General features: G+C 40.4%; 20 protein-coding genes, 1 tRNA gene and 1 pseudogene. 5 read left to right on the plus strand and 17 right to left on the minus strand.

The genetic code is table 11. The features are described 5' to 3' along the window. Window positions 1–342: 342 nt before the first annotated feature. Window positions 343–786 (minus strand): DUF3010 family protein, encoded by a 444-nt coding sequence (locus BAE46_RS10850; protein WP_070112797.1) that lies wholly within the window; start codon window positions 784–786, stop codon window positions 343–345. A gap of 289 nt (window positions 787–1,075) precedes the next feature. Here BAE46_RS10850 and BAE46_RS10855 point away from each other — a divergent pair, with 289 nt between their 5' ends. Next, on the plus strand, window positions 1,076–1,915 hold the full coding sequence (locus tag BAE46_RS10855; protein WP_070112799.1) for a DUF2797 domain-containing protein: 840 nt from the start codon (window positions 1,076–1,078) through the stop codon (window positions 1,913–1,915). An 11-nt stretch (window positions 1,916–1,926) separates the two neighbouring features. Continuing rightward, entirely contained in the window at window positions 1,927–3,153 is a 1,227-nt protein-coding gene (locus BAE46_RS10860) for an NADH:flavin oxidoreductase/NADH oxidase family protein (protein ID WP_006006240.1), read from the plus strand. Between the two features lie 79 nt (window positions 3,154–3,232). Here BAE46_RS10860 and BAE46_RS10865 read toward each other — a convergent pair whose 3' ends face one another. The 4 genes from BAE46_RS10865 to BAE46_RS10880 form a co-directional block, all read right to left on the minus strand. Continuing rightward, window positions 3,233–4,882 (minus strand): glycerol-3-phosphate dehydrogenase/oxidase, encoded by a 1,650-nt coding sequence (locus BAE46_RS10865; protein WP_006006241.1) that lies wholly within the window; start codon window positions 4,880–4,882, stop codon window positions 3,233–3,235. Between the two features lie 232 nt (window positions 4,883–5,114). Beyond that, window positions 5,115–5,873, minus strand: a complete 759-nt coding sequence (locus BAE46_RS10870) for a DeoR/GlpR family transcriptional regulator (protein ID WP_040520915.1) — start codon at window positions 5,871–5,873, stop codon at window positions 5,115–5,117. 489 nt (window positions 5,874–6,362) lie between these two features. Continuing rightward, window positions 6,363–6,962, minus strand: a complete 600-nt coding sequence (locus BAE46_RS10875) for a hypothetical protein (protein WP_070112801.1) — start codon at window positions 6,960–6,962, stop codon at window positions 6,363–6,365. A 19-nt stretch (window positions 6,963–6,981) separates the two neighbouring features. Further along, window positions 6,982–7,203: a hypothetical protein gene (locus BAE46_RS10880; protein WP_070112803.1), complete on the minus strand. Its 222-nt coding sequence runs from the start codon at window positions 7,201–7,203 to the stop codon at window positions 6,982–6,984. Between the two features lie 145 nt (window positions 7,204–7,348). Here BAE46_RS10880 and BAE46_RS10885 point away from each other — a divergent pair, with 145 nt between their 5' ends. After that, window positions 7,349–7,750: a hypothetical protein gene (locus tag BAE46_RS10885; protein WP_070112805.1), complete on the plus strand. Its 402-nt coding sequence runs from the start codon at window positions 7,349–7,351 to the stop codon at window positions 7,748–7,750. Window positions 7,751–7,861: 111 nt separating this feature from the next. Here BAE46_RS10885 and BAE46_RS10890 read toward each other — a convergent pair whose 3' ends face one another. Then, window positions 7,862–8,335: a hypothetical protein gene (locus BAE46_RS10890; RefSeq protein WP_070112807.1), complete on the minus strand. Its 474-nt coding sequence runs from the start codon at window positions 8,333–8,335 to the stop codon at window positions 7,862–7,864. Between the two features lie 298 nt (window positions 8,336–8,633). Further along, a pseudogene (locus BAE46_RS10895) lies at window positions 8,634–8,816 on the minus strand (transposase); the annotation flags it as partial. 343 nt (window positions 8,817–9,159) lie between these two features. Here BAE46_RS10895 and BAE46_RS10900 point away from each other — a divergent pair. Beyond that, window positions 9,160–9,720, plus strand: coding sequence for a hypothetical protein (locus tag BAE46_RS10900; protein WP_070112809.1), 561 nt, complete (start codon window positions 9,160–9,162; stop codon window positions 9,718–9,720). Window positions 9,721–10,445: 725 nt separating this feature from the next. On the opposite strand, the gene BAE46_RS10905 is transcribed toward BAE46_RS10900, so the two are convergent. The 8 genes from BAE46_RS10905 to BAE46_RS10940 all read right to left on the minus strand — a co-directional run bounded on the left by BAE46_RS10905 (window position 10,446) and on the right by BAE46_RS10940 (window position 19,612). Beyond that, entirely contained in the window at window positions 10,446–10,841 is a 396-nt protein-coding gene (locus BAE46_RS10905; protein WP_070112811.1) for a hypothetical protein, read from the minus strand. 170 nt (window positions 10,842–11,011) lie between these two features. Beyond that, on the minus strand, window positions 11,012–13,165 hold the full coding sequence (locus BAE46_RS10910; RefSeq protein ID WP_006006254.1) for a P-loop NTPase family protein: 2,154 nt from the start codon (window positions 13,163–13,165) through the stop codon (window positions 11,012–11,014). A 2-nt stretch (window positions 13,166–13,167) separates the two neighbouring features. Next, window positions 13,168–13,455: a helix-turn-helix transcriptional regulator gene (locus BAE46_RS10915; RefSeq protein ID WP_006006255.1), complete on the minus strand. Its 288-nt coding sequence runs from the start codon at window positions 13,453–13,455 to the stop codon at window positions 13,168–13,170. Further along, complete coding sequence (locus BAE46_RS10920) at window positions 13,452–13,721, minus strand: helix-turn-helix transcriptional regulator (RefSeq protein ID WP_040520914.1); 270 nt, start codon at window positions 13,719–13,721, stop codon at window positions 13,452–13,454. The genes BAE46_RS10915 and BAE46_RS10920 overlap by 4 nt, the downstream gene beginning before the upstream one ends. A gap of 623 nt (window positions 13,722–14,344) precedes the next feature. After that, window positions 14,345–17,308, minus strand: coding sequence for a C1 family peptidase (locus tag BAE46_RS10925; protein ID WP_070112813.1), 2,964 nt, complete (start codon window positions 17,306–17,308; stop codon window positions 14,345–14,347). 229 nt (window positions 17,309–17,537) lie between these two features. Continuing rightward, window positions 17,538–18,071, minus strand: a complete 534-nt coding sequence (locus BAE46_RS10930) for a hypothetical protein (RefSeq protein ID WP_006003073.1) — start codon at window positions 18,069–18,071, stop codon at window positions 17,538–17,540. 22 nt (window positions 18,072–18,093) lie between these two features. Next, window positions 18,094–19,341 carry a tyrosine-type recombinase/integrase gene (locus BAE46_RS10935; RefSeq protein WP_006003071.1) on the minus strand — a complete coding sequence of 416 codons (1,248 nt, stop codon included), beginning with the start codon at window positions 19,339–19,341 and terminating at the stop codon, window positions 18,094–18,096. A 184-nt stretch (window positions 19,342–19,525) separates the two neighbouring features. Beyond that, a tRNA-Leu gene (locus BAE46_RS10940) sits at window positions 19,526–19,612 on the minus strand. A 191-nt stretch (window positions 19,613–19,803) separates the two neighbouring features. On the opposite strand from BAE46_RS10940, the gene BAE46_RS10945 reads away from it, so the two are divergent. Then, complete coding sequence (locus tag BAE46_RS10945) at window positions 19,804–20,301, plus strand: RDD family protein (RefSeq protein WP_040520090.1); 498 nt, start codon at window positions 19,804–19,806, stop codon at window positions 20,299–20,301. Between the two features lie 36 nt (window positions 20,302–20,337). On the opposite strand, the gene lptG is transcribed toward BAE46_RS10945, so the two are convergent. After that, window positions 20,338–21,399 carry an LPS export ABC transporter permease LptG gene (gene lptG / locus BAE46_RS10950; RefSeq protein WP_006003067.1) on the minus strand — a complete coding sequence of 354 codons (1,062 nt, stop codon included), beginning with the start codon at window positions 21,397–21,399 and terminating at the stop codon, window positions 20,338–20,340. Beyond that, window positions 21,399–22,508: an LPS export ABC transporter permease LptF gene (gene lptF, locus BAE46_RS10955; RefSeq protein ID WP_006003066.1), complete on the minus strand. Its 1,110-nt coding sequence runs from the start codon at window positions 22,506–22,508 to the stop codon at window positions 21,399–21,401. The genes lptG and lptF overlap by 1 nt, the downstream gene beginning before the upstream one ends. Window positions 22,509–22,552 lie beyond the last annotated feature (44 nt).

Below are 22,552 nucleotides of genomic sequence, written 5' to 3' on the forward strand. Positions count from 1 at the left end.
GCGGCGATGGTAGTGTCGGGTTCCCATGTGAGAGTAGCACATCGCCAGACTCCTATTCGTCTTGAAGAAAGACAACAAAACGCCCGTTGCTTGGTTGCGAACGGGCTTTTTTTGTGCCTGTGAGAAAGAGACAATGTAGAAAGATACCATGTAGCAACATCAACCTTGGTCAAAAACACGCCGCTTAAATTTGATGAGGCTATGGAAGCAAAAAGGGATCAAGGATGTCCCACCGTCCCCGCTGTTAAACCTACCAACGGTCGCGCAGTATTTTCAGTGACAAGAGCGGTCACTAAAAATCTGCATGGTGCGCGGTCATTAAAAATCTGCACTTAGTACGTATTATTCTCCACTACCATACACCTCATTCATATGCGCAGCGTAAGCAATCTCAAAAGCATTTTGCTGAAAAATCTTAAGCCCCGTTTCACCAAAAGAAACAGTTACCGGATTACGTTTTAACGATTCTTTTAATGCAGTAGCAGACATTAATTCAACGTTCAGTGATGAAATTAATTGAATTGCTGATTCCATTTTGAAGCCTAAACCACCACCTGCAAATTTCCCCTTCAGCGGCCTCTCTTTAATAATAACTTTATTAATTTTGTAGTCTTCCGTAAGTTTTGCAAATGTGCTTTGAAAGTAGCGAATATCAGAGGTTTTATTCTCTTTGCTAAAATCAACTTTGCGCACTCTGCAGTCAGGTATGGTGAACAAACCATCTTGATAACTGAGTAAACAAATTACCGCTTCAGTGCCTTTAATTTCTATGCCACAAATTTTCATATTATTCTGTTAAGTAAGTAGACCTACCAAGGATTATACTCAAGTCGTTCACATTCTCAACTAAAGCTGTTCTTCATGCGAGACTAAGCTCATATTAAAACTAGATAAAAACCACGTTAGCATTCATCTTCGTTTTATTCAGGTTTTATACTTACAAGGAGCTCTTGATTTATTAATTTAGAGTCATTAGATGCTATAATCTCCAAAAGATAGGTGTGCTAAAAGCAATAGCTAATCTATATTACTAAAATTTTTCTAGCATCCGTAAATACAAAATATAGGTTTCTAAATGCCCAATGAATGGTCTGGCCAAATCGCCAAAATGCATGTTTCGGTAGATGGTGACAACAATGCACAATATCAACTTCCTGTGGGTGATTCACAGGTAAACATGAACGCGCTAATTGGTCACGAAATTGCAGTCCAATACAGCGGTGAAATTAACTGTATTCATTGTAATAGGAAGACTAAAAAGAGCTTTAGTCAAGGATACTGTTATGTTTGCCTGACTCGTTTAGCACGATGTGATTCCTGTATTATAAAACCAGAAAAATGTCACTATGAACAAGGCACCTGCCGAGAACCTAAATGGGGCGAGGAGAACTGCCTGCAAGATCACTTTGTATATCTAGCCAACACAGGTCAAATTAAAGTAGGCATAACGAGGCATGTAAGCAAGGGGGTGTCGTCGAGATGGATAGACCAGGGGGCTTCTCAAGCGATGGCAATATTTAGAGTAAAAGAGCGCTTACTAAGCGGTTTAGTTGAAATAGAAATAGCTAAGCACATAGGTGATAAAACTAATTGGCGAACCATGCTAAAAGGTCAGCCCGACACCTTAGATCTTGTGACGATGCAGGAAAAAGTGCATATTCTCATCCAAAAACCCTTGCAAGCAATTCAAGATAAATATGGCCTTCAAGCTGTTCAAGCGTTAGAACCTAAGCCAGTTGAAATCAATTATCCGGTTAATCATTACCCAGTTAAAATTAAATCAATAAATTTAGATAAAGAACCTATATTTGAAGCAACCTTATTAGGTATTAAAGGTCAGTATCTTTTACTTGATGAAGACAGAGTCATTAATATGCGTAAATATTCTGGTTACTCTCTTAGTTTGCAGGCATAGAGGTTTTTTAAATGGATGTATTTGAACCTATCGTTTTGACATCTGGCTTATTTTTACACAATAGATTGATTAAAGCCGCCATGGAAGAAAATATGGCAAACGAAGTGCAGCAACCTGGCAGTGATATTTTTAATTTATACACTGCATGGGCTAAGGGCGAAATGGGCGCAATCATAACCGGCAATGTTATGGTGGACCCCCAAGCCATGACAGGACCCGGCGGCATCGCTTTACATGCAAATAGTGAGCTAGCACCATTTACAGAATGGGCGAAATTAAGCAAAAAGCATGGTGTGAAAATAATCATGCAAATTAACCATCCTGGTCGACAGACCTACAGAAGCTTAGGGGGTAAAACAATTGCGCCTTCAAGCACACCGCTTGAATTAGGTAAACACTCCTCTATGTTTTCTCAGCCAGAAACAATGAGTGAGACTGACATTCAAGATGTTATATCACGCTTTGCCATTACCGCTAAAAAAGCCGAAGAGGCGGGCTTTGATGGTGTTCAAATCCATGCAGCTCACGGTTACCTATTATCTCAATTTTTAAGCCCGTTGGTTAATAAACGACAAGACAAATGGGGCGGCAAAATCGTAAATCGCTCTCGCTTATTGATCGAAATAGTGTGTAGTGTTAAAAAAGCAGTGTCTACTCGCTTTTCCATTTCTGTAAAGCTTAATTCTGCCGACTTTCAACGCGGTGGATTTGATATTACCGACGCAATACTTGTGGTTCAGCAACTAGAAAAAATGGACGTTGACTTTGTTGAGTTATCGGGCGGAAGCTACGAGGCGCCTGCAATGCAAGGGCGTAGCGCCGATGATCGTACACTAGCGCGTGAAGCATATTTTCTGGAATTTGCTAAATCTATAGCGCTACAGACAACACTTAAAATAATGACCACGGGCGGTATTAAACGTTTGGCTGTTGCAAATCAAGTAAGAAACGAACACATCGATTTAGTGGGTATTGCCAGTGCAATGGCATATAAACCTGATTTAGTCAGAATATGGAAAACTAATGCCGAAGCGCTTGGGTTTACGCCCAAGGTGGATTGGAAAAATAAAACACTTGCAGCACTCGCCACAATGGCACTAGTAAGACGCCAATTGCAAAGATTGGGCAGGTCCAAAGTGCCTAAACAAAATGCTTCTGCATTGTTTAGTCTAATTCAAGATAGGATAAGGCTTGCTAAACTGACCAAGCGTTACAAAAAAAATGTGCTTGGGAAGTAGAAAAGATATCGGATACCAACTAGTTGGCGTCTATAGCTTATTGTTTACCTTAGGGTGAGCATGAGCCTACTTAAGTATTCTATGATATAGCTCTTGGCTGTGCCACGGGTGCATCAGGATAGTCTTGCAGCACTTTATCAACATACTCTTTACGTTTCTGTTCTGCTTGGTCACCAAATAAAATTTGGCATGCTTCGATAATCCCCTGTGTGTTGATAATTTCAGTTTTCCTTAACACCATTTCAATCTTAGAGCGACGACGTAAAAAGTCTTCAAGGTTTGTGATCATTTCTCTTCTTGCTGCATAGTGCACCTCAGCTCGCAAGTACTCTGCGTTACGCATTAATTGCTCAGCTTGGCTTGGGTCACGCTGAATCTCGTCTAATATTTGTAGTGCATGAATGTCATAACGTCGCCACAGTCTTACGGTGAGCTTTTCGGAACTATAGCTTGGCGTCATATCGTCTAGACCAATCAACCCTGCTCTATACTCAAATTCCTTTTTAATCTCAAGCGAAGATTCACCATACCAAATCGCGTCTTTATACGGCAGTGAAATACCTAAATCTTCAACAAGATCAGCAACTTCCTCGCCTACATTTATACAGTCGGTCAACTTGCCACCAAAAATACTCAAGTACTTGTCTTCTTTGTTCACATCTACCGCATGCTTTCGAGACAATGCAACCCAGTCAGCAGTGCCACCTGCGCCTTTCACTGCTAATGGACGCACACCCCAACGCTCAGAAATAATATCATCGCGGGTTAATGGCTTTGGTAAATTTAGCAGTGCGTTTACGTTATCAAGAATGAAGTCTCGGTCTTCTTCAGTTACCGACGTCATTGGGTTTTCAACTTGATTATCGGTGGTGCCTATGCAGGTTTTCTGTCCCATTGGGATAACAAAAAATAAACGACCGTCAGATGCAAAAAAAGCTAATACTTTATCCACTTTTGTGAGCTTATCAACAATTAGATGCACGCCCTTCGAATACAAATGGCTGTGTTCCGTTTGTTGCTTAATTTCATCATTATACTTGTCAACCATAGGTCCGCAGGCATTAATGATCGCCTTTGATTGTATGGTAAATACTTTACCCGACTGCCCGTCGATAGCTTGTGTCTGCCAAATACCATCTACCTTTTCGCTACCGAGTGCACCAACGTAGTTAGTCACAATAGCACCATTGTCCATCGAACTGCGCACAAAATTAAAAACAAAACGAGCGTCATTATCATGTAAAAACGCATCCGAATATTCAAATCCTCCCTGCGCATTTGATATATTGATGGCTGGTTCGGCCTCTCTTATTTTTTTTGCTGATAAAAGGATCGGCATTTGCGTGAAAAACCTGCCCATTATCCAATACATACAAGTGCCCATGAATACGAACCATGCAGGAAAACGAAAGCCTTTTTGTAATGTGGTTAAGAAGCGAATTTCTTGTACTGTAGAAGGGTAGCTACGCATTAAATGATTACGGCTTTTGCACAGTTTGTTAACCAAAAAATATTCGTGGTTTTCAAGGTACTTAATACCGCCCCATGCAAGATTGGACGAATTAGAAGAGGTATGGCCGGCAAAATCACCTTTATCTATCATCGCTACGCTTGCCCCTTTTCTAGATAAAGAGGCGGCAGAAACGGCACCATTTATGCCTGCGCCTATTACCAGCACATCAAATACTTCGGCCGATAATTTTTTTATATTGGTTTCTCTTAAAATCATAGATATCTAACCTCGTCGATTACTGGTCTTGGACTATTAGAAGATGTGGCTGATGCTTTTTAATCTCATAAAAAAGGACCAAATAATGCTAAAGATTTGTTTTAGATTGTTTTCGCATGTTCTATTTAGTAAAATAACACTCATTAACGAATACTTGCAAACATTTTCGAACATAAAAAGAAAATAATTGGCAAGTGACCTAATTGATTAAAACTAGATGGTTTGCAGTTATCTATACGATATGTAGTTTAACATCATGGTTGTTTAGAATTGTTTGAATGCTCTTTGGTGGCATACTGTCAGTTATCACATCATGTGCCTGATCGATATTGCCGAGGCGTACCATGGCATAGCGGCCAAATTTCGAATTGTCAGCGGCGAGCAATACTCTTCTAGAATTTTTAATAATTGCTTGAGCAACTTTTACTTCACGAAAATCAAAGTCCAACAAAGAACCATTATCTTCAATACCACTAATACCAATAATTCCAAAATCCATCCGAAATTGATTAATAAATTCCTCAGTGGCTTCACCGATAACGCCTCCGTCACGAGAACGCACTTCTCCTCCTGCGATTAACACTGAGAAGTCTTTTTTGACACCCAAGATAGCAGCGACATTCAAATTGTTAGTAACAACCTGCAAATTTTCATGATTGAGCAAGGCTCTAGCGATCGTTTCGGTGGTTGTTCCGATATTAATAAACAAAGAAGAACCGTTTGGGATCATCTTAATGACATGCGCCGCTATTTTTTCTTTTGCCTCAAGATCCATGATTTTCCTTGTTTGATAAGAGGTATTTTCTATACTGGATATAGGCCCGGCGCCACCGTGATGGCGCCTTAATTTTTGACGTTCAGATAAATGAGACAAATCACGCCTGACGGTCTGTGGAGTAACTTTGAAGTAATCAACTAATTCTTCAATTGTCACTGAGCCTCTTTGCTTTAGAAGTGTCAATATGGATTCATGTCGATGATCTTGTGTCATCATAGCCTCGTCTTAATTAGTATGAGTGCACAGTATATGTGAAATTCGATTGAAATAAAATTGTCAACAAAATCATGTAAGGCAAGGGAATCAGAATCACTTGTGAAACAAAACTCTTTAGATCAAGGTGTATAGATGTAGCCGGCATTAAGCTCAGAACAACCGTTGCAGCCTGCGACTGCCATGCTGGCTTGCACCATAACGGATGCCAGCGTTCGCCATTGCGCAGTGGTTTCGCCGAGAGAGCTAGGTATTTTTTTTGATCCTGAGTTATGCGATGTGAACGGTTTGAGGAGTCTTACCGTTGAAAACAACAGCAATGGTAGGAGGCCAGTACTGAATTGGTGCTATAAATTATTGATTTATATAGAGTAGGTGTTTTTGTTGTCTGATTTGTGTAACCGTATGTGTAACTTTTTGCATTCGCGCTATTGTTTTGAATACTAAGTTTTGATAAGTTCTCAAGGCTGAACACTCCCAGCATTTTTTCTATTTGAATGTTAAGTTTTGATAGGTTTCTTGAGGGTTAAATGCGCCCCAGCATTCGCGCTCTAGTTTCAGTATTATATTACGCTTTGCTTCGAACGTATCCCATCTTATGTAAGGTGGCTTCTGCCAATAGACTATATTCACAACTAAATTATTAATGTCAGGATGATCGCAACCGTATAACGACTTTCTTAATTTGCGTATACGTCTTATGCGTCTATGCTTTAGCCGTTCAGACTGGCTAGAATAATGTAAACCGATACACTCGCGGCAATAGTAGCCCTGTTTGATCGCGTAAAGGCTCTGGCGCTGTTTTGAACATTTAGGGCAAGTGATATATAGCTTATTGCTTGCGCTGCTGTTATCAAGCGATAAGCCTACAAGGTGAGGCTTGTCGTTAATCGTGAATTGAGCGAAACGCTGGCCGTTTAGTTCTTTTAGTTGTAATGTTTTATGCGTAGCGAATAGATTTGTACCTGTCAGGGTGTAACTGCCTAAAGGCTCGGTTAATAGCGGCTTAAAAGCTTTGGCATAGATGCGCTGGTACTCGTGGGTGTAAGCTCTGGTTTGTGTTCTTCCGCTATGGTCACCTTTTGGCACAGTGTTTTACTCCGCAAAACTAAAATTCTTCTTCGCCAAGTTCTATCCGAGCGCCTCTACTTGCCAGCGGCTTAATAGGTGAGCATACATAGGGCAGCAATTTAGCTAAAAAGTTGAGTTTATCAATTGGCTCTTTTACATCGTTTAACGTAGCCGCTAGATTAGCCAGTTCTGTCTGTACGGCATCGTTTATTAAATGCCTAACGTCACCGCTTATGCCGTTCGATTTGTTTGCTGCCATGATAATTTACTCCGCTTTTAGTCATTCGTTATATTATAACATAATCTTTAGTACGAAAAACAGGCGAATAAAAGGTTAGTGTATTTGTTGTCTTAATCTTGTATCGTCATGAATTGATTTAACCATTAATAGGAATATAGACAATATGGACAATAGCTTTGCAGTGATTTTAAGAGACAAAAATTATATTGTTGTTACACATGACGAGTCATTAAATATAGACACTGACAGTAAAAATATGGATTTTGTTGTTTCTGAATTTGAAGAGATAAATATGGATATTGAGCTTATTGAATCCATTAAAAGCGTCGACGAAGCTAAAGCAAACTCAGAGTTAAAACTTATCCAATGGTGTAATAATCAATTTATAATATTTTTAAAGGACGAAAGTTTTATCAAAATGGAAACTGGCTCTCATAAGCCAATGACTTTGGAAAGTAAGTCTGAATTTGCTATCAAAGAGTTAAAAAAATTAGGGAAGAACCCGAGGCTGTTACATCCTCTTTGGACACGCTTATTGATGACGTTCGCAAATCACCACTCGTGAATCATGCGAGCAAAGAAATTACTTCAGAAATAGAAAAGCAGCTTACCTTTATCAATTTTAATTTTGAAGCTTTATAAGAACTCTAATCAATAAAGGTTTAGGTTAAACACCCTAATTGTTAGCACGTCTTTTTGTATTAATCATACATTTCCTAATACCGAATATGACTTCTTCAGGATTAGCGAGTGAAATCATTTCCAAAAATACAGTATTTAATTTTGAATTAGCTTGGTCTTTATCTTTTCGAGAAAAAACATAATATCCAGCTTTATCTCTTGACAGTGTCATTGACATAACAATAAATAATGGAAAGAAATAAGCCTCAAAACTAGTATCATCTTGATTGGCGGATACTGAAGGCGCAAATCCACGTCCTGCAAAATCTTGCGTGTCACAGTACTCGTCAAATACCTCCAAAACTGTCTTTGGTTGATGAGAGCCGTCTATAAGTTGTTGTGGGATGTTTTCATTTTCCATGCCTGACTGCAACTCCCAGTCGCAAAGAATGCCCCATATCTCTTTTAAAGCATATTCTGATTGTTTTTTTATTTTCTTATCTCTTCTGCTTTTAAAAAAATTGAACATATACTAGCCTCCTTAATTAAGAAATCATTCCTCAAAACTTGTTTTTAGAATAAATGTTATTCGTTATTGCTTCAAGAGGATTTTATCTAAATTCCATAATGCTCAGGCATCCTCTACTACCCAAATTATTATTCATGCCTACACTAAACAATTCGATCAGATTTTCCTTTGTGCACAATACAGTTAGATAACACGGTGAACTGATTTCTTAGCGCTTGAAAGTTCTCCTATGCAAAGCCATTTCAAGCTGGCGAACCTTTGCCTTTAACTTGCGGATGTCTTCTTGCTCGGGCGTTTACTTGCCATTTCCTCGAAACGCCTGACCATTATTATCTTGTTCGTTTTCTTTTATCCCGCGAGTTATCAGATTTGGATTTATTTCCAGACTTCGCGCTGCTTCAGCTCTCGTGTATTGTTGCTCCACCACTAAACTGATGGCGTCTAACGTAAATTCTTCTGAATATTTCTTTCTAGCATTCATAATGCACTCCGGTTTTAAGTATTATCTCCTAACCGGTGAGTCCGAATCAATTAGACCATGTCAATACATTTCAATCACTTAGCAATTGGTTTTACACAGCAATAAATCTTACTAAAAGGTTATAATTTTTTAAACCACCCATATGGACAGTGACGTTGAGTCTGTAGCTTAATACATGGCTTCGTTTGTTCATAAAATATCAAATATAGATTTTTCTTTTCAAACAGTTAAATTTATGAAATGCTAAAACTACCTACCTGAATGTCAAGATGGTTTTTGATAGAATCAAATGTTTCTAACTCGACTTCGGTTTAATTTACCGTTCAATATATAAGGGGATATCATGAAGTATTTCACAATAGTAGCTATGTTTTTTATACTCTCAGGTTGCAGCGCAACAATACAAACACATGAGTCCTATTCAACACAAGTTGGTGTTGAGAAAACAACTTCAATTGGAAATGAGCTTTATCGCGTTACTAAGAAACGTGATCTAAAAAATGTCTTTGGCAAAGCTGATATTTTTGGAGGTAAAGTAGGTGCAGGATACACCGAGTTACGCTTTATGGGCTTAAACCGAGATGGAATTATTCTTTTCAGGCTAACTGACATAGATATAGAGACTAACGAAACGACCATGAGTAGGTATGGTTCTAGCTCCACAACAGTTAATTCAAATACTACAGCTAATGCTACAGTTGTTGGTAACTCTGCATATGGATCTGCAAACACAAACTCTACGATTAGGCATTATGAAAAACCACAAACAACAGTTACTCAGTTACCACCTAGTACCGTCGAATTTTTATTTGACCCAGCAGAAAAGACTCTAAAGCTAGAGGGTGTCTCCATAGAAATAACTAAAGTCACTAATTATTCAATTAGCTATGTACTCAATAGGTAGTTATACATTTAACAAAATGCTGTATGTTTGTTTAGAGTAAGCCGCAGCTTCACTTGCATAGAGAAGTGGATCATCTGTAATAGATTGGTTTGGTATTAGCCTACAGATGCTAGGGAATAGAATTTTGTGGTGCTCAAGAACCCTGATCTATTTTCTCATATTGGTGACGAAAGCGAGTTAAAAATTAAAACAAATTTGCTACTAGCTTCATGGGTAATTGGTGCAATATTAATTGTAAGCTTGGTTTATGTTTTCTTTATAAAGTAACTAAGGCGTGTTGACCTGTGCGGACACTTTTTAATCAGCCAGCATTGATAGTCACATTACAGGGAAGATCAACAATCCATAATATTTATCTGGTATCAAACACCTTTTTAGCCAATCCACTTACTTATAGTGGGTACCCTTTGAGAAGTATAAAAAGTATAATAAATATAAGAAGTTAAAGAATTAACAAAGTTAACGAAATTAAGGCTACATGCGGGTTCCAGCCTGTCTAGTTATGGCAGCAAGGGTACCAATAAGACAATAAGAATGAGTGGCTAAGGGTACCCGCTCGCCTAACTTTTCTAATTTTATATATTTTGTATGTTTTACAGTGGGTGGGTATTAAAAAGCCCACTAATTAAGTAGGCCTTGATCATATAGTAATTCGGGACGATTTAAATTTAGACATAAAAAAGCACCTGCTATTAAGCAAGTGCTCTCGAAACCTTTTAGTCTATTTAGCCATTAATTTCTGGTGTTTGACCTTCATCAGCACAATTTTTTCTTTTGTGCTGTGTATTGACTGCTTCGTACTTCCCTTTCAGTAGAGCATATTCATTTTGTAAGTTCCCATCACCACCCTCTAAAAAAAATAAGGAAGGCCAAAACAGAACTAATCCAACGCCCATTTGCCATGCGTCACCTGATGCTTCACTGTCAACTTGTCCAGTAATTGTCGCAACTCTACGAGAAAGATCACTCAACTCATTCTCTAATGTCAGGCAACTAAAACTTGCATATTCATTAGGTGATACATAGGTTGCAGGAATGTCAGTGGATTTACTCGCACACCCCGTAATTGAACCCAAAATAAAAATGGCTGATATTGCTATTATAATGCTTGTAGATTTCACTAAGACTATTTCCTGTGTTTTTCTAATTTATAACTTATCTCATAGCTTGAAGCAAATATTTTAACCATTTACGGCTACATTTTGTATGTTTTACAGTGGGTGGGGTAATCGCGTGTTTTTATAAAAAAATAAGGGTTTACCAGTTATTGCAATAAACCCTTAAAAAATGTTTATCTTCCTTTGGCTTGTTTGTACTCGTTGACTTCATCACTTGAGCAAAAGAACGTGGTCAGCATATAAACGCGAGTATTCTTATCGCCTTTCGTCTCTCGCCACCTGTCGCCTCTAATATAGTCCTTGCCGTCATGGTCTCTTAATACTGCGTGTACCTTTTTGAGGCTTTCACCTGTGTTATTTCGTACTTCCTCTACTAATTCGGTTTTAGTTATAACGCCACTTTTAATAAAATCCGTAATCGACTGGATAATAATCTCATTCTTTTCCAGCTTGTCATTTACTTGTTTTTGTAGGATTGCTTTTGCTGCGTTGGCATCGTCTACCTGTTCAATTGATTCTAATATCTCGTTATACGTCAAACCAGTTTGAATAAGGTAGCTGTATGATTTTTTCGCAGTAACATCGCCCCTTGATTTAAAGTTCTCAAACGTCACCACCTTTCGCCCCGCTTGATCGGGGTCGCCTGTATCGAGCGTATAGGCGCAATCGGCATCATCGACAATATCACTGGTACCTGAATAAATAAGCTTGCCGTCTGAATCTCTGTGCTTATTTACATGTGCTAACATGATAACGGTACCGCCATTTGAGATAAACTCACGTACGACCTTGCCGAACTCAGTACCTGTCTTTTTGTCCATTACATCAGTAAACTTTTTAAGTGTATCAAGTATGATTATTTTACCCCTCGCTGATTGCTCATTGATGAGCGTTCTAATCATCAGCAAAAAGTCATTGGCGACAAAGCCGTTATAAGAGGGTGCCAGCATGTGAAAATTGTTGGCTTCAGCTAGTTTAAGCTTTGTTACCAGTCCCTTGTGATTATCATCAGCATTAATGTAATAAACATCCTCGCTTTTTATGTTGTTTTCTTTAATGGCTTGGATCAATAGCCACAATGTCATAAGGGTTTTACCTGCGTTAGGCTGGGCGTAAAATGCCGTTGCTTGTCCTAATAGCGCAAATTCACCTAATACAAACTTATCTTCTAACATTTGAGCTTCCATTTCTTTTGATTGGCCTTTGAGCGAATACATCGCTAAATCTAATTTAGGCTTATAAAACGGTTCACTTGCTGCCGTTTTAGTAAACATTTGCAGCGTGTCTTCATCTCCTTTTTGCGTTGCGTAAGCTTGCTGATTGGCTTCGTTGATTGTTTGCCCGCTGTTGGTCGTTATGCGGTCGCCTAATGACTTGAGCGCTGCTGTGCGGTCGTTGCCATACTCATAGAAAACCATTAAGTCGAACGCGTCTCCAAAGCAACTATTGCCATCCTCTGCGACTTGTCCAATGCCTGCGTTTATGTCGCTTCCATGGTGTGAGATCCATTTATTGTTCTTTATGATAACTGCCGCGGCTCCTGATTGGCTTAGAGGGCTTAACCATCGCGTACCATTGGCTTGATAATCGTATGTTCTTAAACATAGGTTTATAGTATAAGACCTGTTCACCGCCTCAAATACGCTTAACCCTTGAGCGGCTAAAGCTTCCCTCTTTATCTCTGCCTGTTGTCGTCTAGCTGCCTGCGCTTTTTCTTTTGCTGCGAGCTGCTGAAGCTTTACACCATATTCATAACGCCATGCTTCAGGCGTCAGCAGTTCACCTTCACCGCTAATTATTCTATAGTGGTAATCATCGCCTTTGTTAGGCAAATAACAGGGCTGTGCGGCTCTCTCTGCTGCCTTGTCGGGCGTTATGTTTAAGGCTGTTAACTTATCGCTTAAAATAGACTGGTAAACTATATATTCGTGGCCTGTTAAGCTTTCAGCCAGCGGAATAATGCCCCTATACTTTGGCTTTCCTGGAGTGCTGCTCTTGCTGGTGTAAACATACGCTAAACAGCCGCCAGTGATTGTTTCTAGCCTTTCTGATAGTTCATTAACAGGTAAGGCTGTTTCGTCAATATCACACCATAGGGCGCCATACAGGCCGCTTTCGCGTTGGGTTTTATGTTCGCGGCTTTGTAAGTTCGAGAAAACAATCCAGCGGGCTTTTTCCTTGTCCACCTGTTGCGGATTGGATAACATTCCCTCTATTTCGTCTAGGCTGATAATCGGCAGCGTTTCACTAAAATAAGGCTTGCCGCGCTTCAGTGGGTTATTGGTGTGAAACTTGCCATAACCTGATATAAATTGATTGATTGTCATAATTAAGCGCCCCCATCGTTAGACGTTAGGGAAGTCATAAAGGCGCTGGCGTTTTGTTTGCGCTGCTCAAGCATAAGCTTGATCAGTTGTTTGATTTCTTCATCAGTATAGTTAGCTGAATAGGCTAATAGCAACGCGTTTACTTCATGCGCTATATAACCGACTGCTCTACCGCCTAATGATATGACTGGCGGAAAAGCGCCATTTCTTGCGCGTTCAAAAATAGTCGTATTACTTAAACCAGTAACTTTAATCACTTCGGTTTTACGTAGTATTCGAATGGCGCTCATTGGCTTTGCGCTCCCATGTTAGCCGAGCGGTTCTTTATTAGTTTTTTTACTAATATTTTAATTTGGTCAGGTAACTGCTGTTCAATACGCGCTTGAATAATGGTTTCCACTTCATGGCGAATAAACGCCACAGCTCTCTCACCGATTGCTATAGGCGGGCAGAACAAGCCCTGTTTGATGTCGTGTTGAAGTGCTGATTTTGATCTAGCTGTTAAAGCTAAACATTCGGGGCGTCGAATTAGTATAGATGTTTTGTTGTTTTTCATTTTTGCTACCTGTATCAGTTGTTAATGACTGATAAAGGATTGTAAGCACATTTTTCATAGGGTCGAGATGGCAAGTAGTTGTCACTTTTTCGCACGATTATAATCCATGGCTCCTATATATTTTCACCCTGCAATAATCCACATATTTCAACAAATAGGGCAATTATTCACTGTGCAATAGCTGCTTTCGTTTGTTTCAGTTCTTAAATGCAAATATTATGCAAATTAACCATGTGCTAATACACGTGGTTATGAGAGCCTGTAAATGATTTCAATACCCAATGCGACTTTGATTTCGGAGCATAGGCTATCCACTCGACACAACTCTAAGCAATAGAAAATTTAATGGTAGGGGCGGTTGTAAACGACTCCGCAGGTTTCATTAGCAATGGACTGTTAATATGAGAAATTAACGGCCCTGATTTCACGAAAGTTACCTCAAACTCCCTTTAGCTAGCATCGTTCCATCTTGACAGACGGCTGTAAGGAAGATCAGGGTATAGTGTTAATTCATCTTATACTCTAAATCTAGTTTTCATTTTTATACTCACTTTTTTACGTTTGCATAGTGTTAGGTATACACATTCCCCAGAACCCCTAAACGGGATTTTGACAACCTTCTATTATTGAATTTTCGGCATCTTAATCCGTTGTTCAATGGGGCTGATTTTATTATTGCTAGATTCCAGTTGCTTACGAGGAAGTTTTTTGGCTTCCCCAATTCTTAATGGTTCGCGAAAAGTAGGACCCTGACCCTGATTTTTTCTAGTAATATCTCCTTCAACGTCAGTCTTTTGATTTTTATTTACGTCAACAACAGACACAATTCTAGCGATACCATCCTTGTTACTAATCGTAACTTTCTTGCTTAACACAAGGCCGTTATCAATTTTTTGTCCATTAAAAAATGCCTTATTATTCTTGCTTTTATTTGCTGTGCTGGCACTTGCCTGACGGGTCGAATCTATAGTATAAGTTTCGAAAGCGGTTGAGAAATTGTTACTCTCACTAGCCTCATCTACTATAACAATTGTATCAACAGCGACGGACACAAAATACTCGCCCGCAGGCAGAGCATTACCTTCAAAATCCTTTGTCACATCGAATACTGCCTGATTATTCTCGTTTCTAAATACACTATTGCCTGACTGCAAACCAAAGCTAACTGGCTCAGTGAAAGGGAAAAAATTCTGGCCTTGAAAATCTAACTGATCATGCAGGACAATGCTAACATCCCAGCCAGTAATATCGATGTCTCCTGCACCAATATTAGTAACACGATACTCGAACGTAGCTTGATTGTTTTCAATTGGCTGAATAAACCAACTGTCTATTGCTAAGTCTGGCAAATTAGAGCCCTTTAATTGGACCGCATCACTGGCAAACGTAATATTGTCACTCTCAATACTTTCATCTACTTTATTAACGGCGTCTACTACCATTGCAAGATAGTATGAGCCGGTCTCTAATCCCTCGGGCAAAGTGAACGGGAAAGAATTGGTCTCATCACGAAAAGCAGAACTACCGCTTTCTAAGGCAAATGGCACTTCTTCAAAAGCAACGAGACTACCGCGGCTAGAAAAGGTTGGGTCGTCTGATAAAATAAACGCAACATCGACACCTTCTGGTGCAGTGCTGGCGCCAGAGTTTAAAACGGTGTAATAGAGTTCGCCGCTACCACCAGAAACAGGATCATAAACAATATTCCATTCTTGCACGACTAAATTGGGCCTATCTGTCTGAACTGGCACGTTAATAGAAACCTCGGGCACGTCCCCTTGGGAATCGTCAAAGAGTATCACTGCAATAGTGACAACATCAGTAATATTTGAGTAAGGGAGCCAGAAAAAACCATCGTCGCCCCAGCTAGGCCCCCAAGAATTCATAACCTTGAATGCACCACCAAACTTATTATCATCAAAACCAACTAGTACTACCGCGTGGCGGCCCGTGATAGCGCCACTAAAGGTATTATAAACCGCATTTTCACCGGCTGAAGAGAGCGAACGAAATGATTCGTAGAGGGTTATTACCGCGAAAACCGGCACTTGATTTGACAGCGCGTCTTTTGCGTCTTGGACGCCAACCCTGGCCGCTTTACTTACCTTATAACTTTGCGCTTGCGATGTAGCAAACGCACTTGGTTGAGTCTGAAAGTCATTGGGATTATATGGCATCGCGCTTAGTGTTGCTGCCCCTTGTGAAATAAGCAAGTTAATGGCAGCAATTGGGTCTGAACCCTTATCTTGACCATTATTAATCTGGTTGTAAATCCAAGCCGGACTGAAGGTAGTCTCGGGAGTATAATCCCATTGATATTCTACTCTTTCATGGTATGACTTTATTGCATACCCAAGAGCCCAACCTACGCAGCTGCTTTGTTTTCCTTGATTCCCTACTACTGGGAATAAACCAGATAGATCGATTCGTGTGGGGGTTTGATTAGCTTGCCTGTCACTATTGGTAAATGTGGTACTGTCAAAACTAGCCACCTGCAATTGCGCATAATCACTGGCTGATACGGGTGTTGCACCTGCGCCATTTTCTTCTATATTTTCAAAGACAATAGTAATGACAGCAGGCTCACTAAATAGCTGACCATCGGTAGCGCGATAACTTAACGTAGCTTGGGACTCATCACTGCCGGTCAAAGTCAAATAGAGAACACCATCTTGAATAAAGGCCTGCTTATAACCAGCCCCTGAAAATTCAGAGTCAAGCACATAACTAACGGTATCATTATTTGGGTCATTTGCGAGTAAGTTTAATTGAACATACGGTGTTGAAAAATTAGAAGTGGTTGTGAGGCTTTCTGCAACAGGCGCATCATTTAAAGTATTAAGAACGGTAATGTTGACAGAGTCACTGCTGCTTGCGCCATCGTCATCAGTTACGGTTAGTTGAAATGTAAGCGTTTCTTGTGCCGTTATTAAAGGGGCTGTAAAACTTAAGTCTGCGGTGTTCTCGCCGGTTAAATTGACATTAGTTCCCGCTGTTTGTGCCCATGAGTAAGAACTTATAGAGCCATCAGCATCACTGGCTGAACCGTTAACTGTGACGTTCGTATTTTCATCAACATCCTGAGCGGCGCCTGCACTTACCGTTGGGCTTTGATTCGCAGGCGGAGTAACAAGGACGGTAATGTTGACAGAGTCACTGCTGCTTGCGCCATCGTCATCAGTTACGGTTAGTTGAAATGTAAGCGTTTCTTGTGCCGTTATTAAAGGGGCTGTAAAACTTAAGTCTGCGGTGTTCTCGCCGGTTAAATTGACATTAGTTCCCGCTGTTTGTGCCCATGAGTAAGAACTTATAGAGCCATCAGCATCACTGGCTGAACCGTTAACTGTGACGTTCGTATTTTCATCAACATCCTGAGCGGCGCCTGCACTTGCCGTTGGGCTTTGATTCGCAGGCGGAGTGACGACTGGCAGCTGTGTAGTCTCTGTCTCACTGTCGCCTCCGCCGCAAGCACTAAGTGACAGAATTGCTAGACAGACTAAAAAAAGCTTAAAAGATTTTGAAGCGTTATCAATGCTGGAGCGGGTGGTGAAATTAGCGCAAGTATTATTGATTCGAATATTTGTCAAAATAAAATATCCTTGTATATTTTTTATAATGATGTGTTCCCAAGGAGTGCAGAGAGAAATTGTAATTTGCATTTAACTTAAGGCAAACCTACTTATAAAAAAGGCATGTCATGTTTGACCATACTCAATTGTCTTAATAGTTCAAATAATTTAGTTATTATTACGCAAGATGCTTTAACCTATCACAATGTAACTATTGTTGGCAATTTTCAATATGCCTTTTTCAGATTCACTCTTTATATATTGTCTTTCCTTTGCTTTTTAAATAATTCGCTCTATAGACCTTAAACGTCTCAATAGGTATGTCAAAATTTGAAGCCATAGTTTCTAGTTTATTTCCCTTTACTCTTTTTAATTTATCGTATTCTTCGAAGCACTTTAAAATCTCAGGCTCTTTTGCTTCATTAAATCTGCCTCTTCTACCGCCAGTTGATTTATGTTTTCGCTCTCTTACCAATAGCACCGCTTTTTTGTTGCGTTCTTTTTCTTCCATAATGACTAGGCCGTTTTCATTTCTTTCAGCTTCATAAGTGGCCGCCTGAAGTGCTTTAAATAAGCTTTCAATAACTAAGCTGGGGTCTTTCGACTTGCCTGCTTTATATTCGTCATAAATAAAAAAACCATCATTAATTAAAGTGCTAATAACATCATCTGCTTTTAAACTTTTCGATTTGTTTTTTGCGTTTAAAAACTTATCAACTATGGGTAAATATTTTCCTAATACCGCGTTGTATTCTTCATCTACTTTTTTTAAATCAGCCATAATGTTTACCTCTTTAAATAGCCTATTCATTAACAAGTCGTAAACCTTTTCTACTATTAGCCAAGCTCATATTGCCAGTAGCGGCTTGCTCTATGTGATTGCTCCACCATTCCATCAATACTCTGCGCCTCTCTAGGTACTGCGCTCTATTGTATGCTTTGCGTATCTTGTTGGTGTCTTGATGTGCCAGCGCGGCTTCTATAATGTCGTCATCAAAGCCCTGTTCATTCAGTGTAGTACTGGCTAATGCTCTCAAGCCATGTGCGACTAGACGACCAGTAAAGCCCATATCACGTAAGGCCTTGTTAGCTGTTTGAGCGTTCACAGATTTTTTAGGGTTTATATGTGACACAAAAACATATTCCCTGTGTCCACTAATAGGGCGCACCGTTTCGATTAGCTTAATAACTTGAGGCGTTAACGGTATTTTATGTTCTTTGTTCATTTTCATCCGTTCGGCTGGTATTGTCCAAAGCATGTTATCTAAATCAAGCTCAGACCATTTAGCCTCTGCTGCCTCTCTTGGCCTTGTCATTGTGTGCAGTTGAAACTCTATTAAGACGCGAGTAACCAGCTTTGCAGATGAATAGTGCAGCGTTTGCATTAGCTCGGTTATTTGTTCAACCAATAAAGTAGGGCGGTTTACTACCTCAATTTTGGGTATCGTGGTTTTGATGCCTGTTAACGGGTTGAACGGTATCAGTCCAGTATTCAGCGCATACGTCATTACGCTGTTCATTGCTCTGGCTGATTTCCTAGCAATCTCGTAACTGCCTCGGCCGCTTATGCGCTTGATTACTTCAATGCCAAGAGGCGCGGTTATCTCTTTAATGGGGTAGTTACCGATTTCGGGGAATATGTCTTTTTCAAAGTACCGCGAGTTCTTCTTATAAGTAGAAGCGGCTAATTTAGCCTTTTCTAGTGCTAACCAGTCTAATGTTACCGCCTTAAAAGTCATCATTGCGTTTTGTTTGCGCTGTAATGCTCTCATGTCTTTGTGTAACTTTGGGTTTATGCCTTGCTTGAGTAATGCGCGGTCTTCTTCTGCTAAAGCTCGTGCTTGCTTCAATTTAACATCGGGATATGAGCCATAACTTAGATTATTTTGTTTTTTCGTGTCAGGGTGTTTGTAATTGAATATCCATTGCTTAGTGCCAGATGGACGTATACGCAAGAATAAGCCGTTACCGTCTCTCAGGGTGTACTCGTTATCTTTAGCCTTTGCTGTGGTCACCTGCATCGAGTTAAGTAGGTCGTCTTTGATTGCCATTAGTTACACTCACATTATTAAAAAAGTTACACAACTTTTCGGGTTTTCATTCTGTGTAACTAATAATGTAACTTTTTAAAGTGACCATTAACAAGCGTTAACGAACCTTAGCGAACGTGGTTTTGAGTTAAGTAGTTGTTTTTGTTGGGTTTTTATGCTTAATGAACGAGACGGAATGGGAGCGTGGTACCAGAGGCCGGACTTGAACCGGCACAGTATTACTACCGGCGGATTTTGAATCCGCTGCGTCTACCAATTTCGCCACTCTGGCATTGAGGGTTTTTCTTGTATTGGTATACCTCTATTGAGGAGGTAAGGAGTATAGCTATATCGTTTATGGTATCAAGTCTTATTTACACCAATGACCATAAAAATGGTGCACCTAGTAATAATTTCATCCTAAGTCGTAACAAGGGTGATAATATAAGGGTAGTTAACAATTATCATTTAGCATTTACCTATATGGACACACCTGATTTACAAAGAGCCGGGTTTTTTAGACGCCTCGCTGCAATGATTTACGACACGCTTATCGCCGTTGCTGTGGGCATGCTATCGGCGCTGGCTATTATTACAATTTTGACAGTGCTGTTTGAAACAGGATTACTGTCTAAGCAAGGTAATGAGCACGTAAGTGTACTCATACAGTCCTCATTTTATTATTCATTAATCATTCAAGTTTGGGTAAGCTTGTGGGTTGCGGGCTTTTTCCTATGGTTTTGGAAGAATGGTGGGCAAACACTGGGTATGCGCGCATGGCGCTTGCGCATTTATAGCGTAAAGGAGGGCACATCTATAGGCTACGGCCGCTTAATAATAAGACTGATTACTTCTTTAGGTGGCTTAGGTACGTTGCTTGTACTTGTTGATTTTAAGTCTAAGCAGTCTTTGCAAGACAGGATAGCAGGTACACAAATGCTTGTGTTGACCACCGCTCAGAACGATCATAAAAATTGGTAGTGTTGTTAACTAAAACAAAATCAGAGCCAATAAGCGTCACCTTCGCAGTAAAAATACTGCCACAGCGGCAAACAGTAAACTAGGCAATACCGCACCTATTGCCGGTTGAATTTGGAACACCAGCGCCACTTGACCAAACATCTCGTTGCTGACAAAAAATCCGAAGCCCGCTAACACGCCCATACCGGTTCGCGCGCCCATGGTAACAGAGCGCAAGGGTCCAAATATAAATGACATTGCCAGCAATAGCATAACGGCTACTGATACAGGCTGGAGTATTTTGCGCCACAGCGCCAGTTCGTAGCGTGCTGAATCTTGTCCATTATTTTGTAAATAATCTATATATTCATTTAAACCAACAATAGACAAAGCCTCGGGTTTGATGGCCACTATGCCTAATTTTTCGGGTGTGATAGAGCTATTCCACTGAAAGCTTTGCATTTGGTTATTTTGAATACGCTGTGGTGTAAACGTTACTTGCTTAACATCGGATAACAGCCAGCTTTCTTGTGTGTATGTAGCTTGTCCTGCACTGATTATTTTGACTAAGTGCAAATTATCATCGAATTTGTAAATATTCACGCCCCGCAGAGCATCACGTTCGAGCACTTGCTCAATACTGACAAAGTCGTTGCCATCCTTTGCCCACGTTAGGGAGTCTGACGACAGCAGGCTGCCTCCAGAAAGCGCTTGGGTTCTTATCTGTTTAGCTTTAGACTCACTGGCAGGCGTTACAAACTCACCTAGTGCCATAATCGCAATAATAATAAGTACGATAGATTTCATTGCGCTTACCGTGATTTTTGTGCGCGACAAGCCCGCCGCCTGCATAACCACCAGTTCGCTGCTTTGCGCTAACAAGCCCATGCCAACTAATGCACCAAGCAGCGTGGCCATGGGTAAGAATAATTCAATTTCACGCGGTAAACTCAGTAACACATAAAGCCCTGCAAGCGTCATGTCATAGTCGCCTTGTCCGACTCTACGGAGTTGTTCAACAAATTTGATTAATGCGCTTAAGCCAATAAGTACCGAAAGGGTTACTGCGATAGAACTGAAAAGTGTGCGCGCAATATATAAATCGATGAGCTTAAACATTATGAGCTTACCTTCTTTTTGCCCAGAAATAGCTGGCGAATAAACGCTCCTGTTTTGCGCTCCCTAGCAATAAGTACCGTGCCCACCACTAACATGACTACGTGCACCCACCATAGGCCAATGTAGCTCGGTAATTTGCCGTCTTCCATAACCCTTCTGCTGGCGAGTAAAAGTAAGAAGTAGCCTAAGTATAGCAGCAGCGCGGGGAGCATTTTACCAAAACGGCCCTGGCGCGGATCGACTGCGCTTAATGGCACGGCAATTAGCACTAAAAACGGCAGCGACAAAGGAATTGCTAAACGCCACTGAAGTTCAGCTTTTGCTTCTATGGTTTCAATTTGTATGAGTTCTAAGGTGGGAATAGCCACCATTTTGCGCCTTTCTTCTTGGGTGTTGGGTTGTTCAATCGTTACGGCGTATTCGTCAAACTGTACAATTTGGTAGTCGTTGGCCGTTGTAGTTCCTTCATACTGCATGCCTTTTTCTAGCACAAGTTGTTGACCGCCCAATGGGCCTTGCGCAATACGACCGCTTTGTGAATAGATCAGATGAATATCGTCTTCATTTTTGCCAGGCTGAGCCACAAAGACTTTGAGTAAGCTCTGATTCGAGCTGTCTAAGTCGTGCACAAAAATAATAGCGTTATCTTCCCCCGTTTCTTGAAACCTACCGGGAATAATAGCTGCTAGGCCAGACTTTGCGGCGGCTTCCTCTTGCAGTTGGTACTCTTGTTCTAATGCCAAAGGTGTTAAATATAGGGTAACGATTGCAGTGACTATTGCGAGTAACAAAGCGGCGAATAATGTAACCCGCACAACGTACCATTCGCTTATGCCACAGGCGCGCAGCACAGTCATTTCGCTGTCTACATAAAGACGACCATGCGCTAGCATAATGCCTAAGAAGAGGCTTAAAGGTAGTACTAAAGAGGCCAGTACTGGGCTATAAAGTGTAATAAAGCCAAGGACTAGGTCGGCTGGTACGTTACCGTCGGTGGCGTCCCCTAATATGCGCACAAAGCGTAAGGTAATGAAAATCGACATTAGTATAAAAAACACAGCTAATTGTGATTTGAAGGTTTCACGTAGTAAATATCGAAAAATTAACATGGATGATAAAAGTCTTTTTCACTAAAATAGCGGTTTTTGATGAA

The sequence above is a fragment of the Glaciecola punicea genome (genome assembly GCF_001756615.1).
In the GTDB taxonomy this organism is placed as follows: Bacteria; Pseudomonadota; Gammaproteobacteria; order Enterobacterales; family Alteromonadaceae; genus Glaciecola; species Glaciecola punicea.

Bases quoted from the DNA above. Each gene is read 5' to 3' on its own strand.
- BAE46_RS10850 (WP_070112797.1), bottom strand. From the start codon at position 786: ATGAAAATTTGTGGCATAGAAATTAAAGGCACTGAAGCGGTAATTTGT.
- BAE46_RS10855 (WP_070112799.1), top strand. From the start codon at position 1,076: ATGCCCAATGAATGGTCTGGCCAAATCGCCAAAATGCATGTTTCGGTA.
- BAE46_RS10860 (WP_006006240.1), top strand. From the start codon at position 1,927: ATGGATGTATTTGAACCTATCGTTTTGACATCTGGCTTATTTTTACAC.
- BAE46_RS10865 (WP_006006241.1), bottom strand. From the start codon at position 4,882: ATGATTTTAAGAGAAACCAATATAAAAAAATTATCGGCCGAAGTATTT.
- BAE46_RS10870 (WP_040520915.1), bottom strand. From the start codon at position 5,873: ATGACACAAGATCATCGACATGAATCCATATTGACACTTCTAAAGCAA.
- BAE46_RS10880 (WP_070112803.1), bottom strand. From the start codon at position 7,203: ATGGCAGCAAACAAATCGAACGGCATAAGCGGTGACGTTAGGCATTTA.
- BAE46_RS10885 (WP_070112805.1), top strand. From the start codon at position 7,349: ATGGACAATAGCTTTGCAGTGATTTTAAGAGACAAAAATTATATTGTT.
- BAE46_RS10890 (WP_070112807.1), bottom strand. From the start codon at position 8,335: ATGTTCAATTTTTTTAAAAGCAGAAGAGATAAGAAAATAAAAAAACAA.
- BAE46_RS10900 (WP_070112809.1), top strand. From the start codon at position 9,160: ATGAAGTATTTCACAATAGTAGCTATGTTTTTTATACTCTCAGGTTGC.
- BAE46_RS10910 (WP_006006254.1), bottom strand. From the start codon at position 13,165: ATGACAATCAATCAATTTATATCAGGTTATGGCAAGTTTCACACCAAT.
- BAE46_RS10915 (WP_006006255.1), bottom strand. From the start codon at position 13,455: ATGAGCGCCATTCGAATACTACGTAAAACCGAAGTGATTAAAGTTACT.
- BAE46_RS10920 (WP_040520914.1), bottom strand. From the start codon at position 13,721: ATGAAAAACAACAAAACATCTATACTAATTCGACGCCCCGAATGTTTA.
- BAE46_RS10930 (WP_006003073.1), bottom strand. From the start codon at position 18,071: ATGGCTGATTTAAAAAAAGTAGATGAAGAATACAACGCGGTATTAGGA.
- BAE46_RS10935 (WP_006003071.1), bottom strand. From the start codon at position 19,341: ATGGCAATCAAAGACGACCTACTTAACTCGATGCAGGTGACCACAGCA.
- BAE46_RS10945 (WP_040520090.1), top strand. From the start codon at position 19,804: ATGGACACACCTGATTTACAAAGAGCCGGGTTTTTTAGACGCCTCGCT.
- lptG (WP_006003067.1), bottom strand. From the start codon at position 21,399: ATGTTTAAGCTCATCGATTTATATATTGCGCGCACACTTTTCAGTTCT.
- lptF (WP_006003066.1), bottom strand. From the start codon at position 22,508: ATGTTAATTTTTCGATATTTACTACGTGAAACCTTCAAATCACAATTA.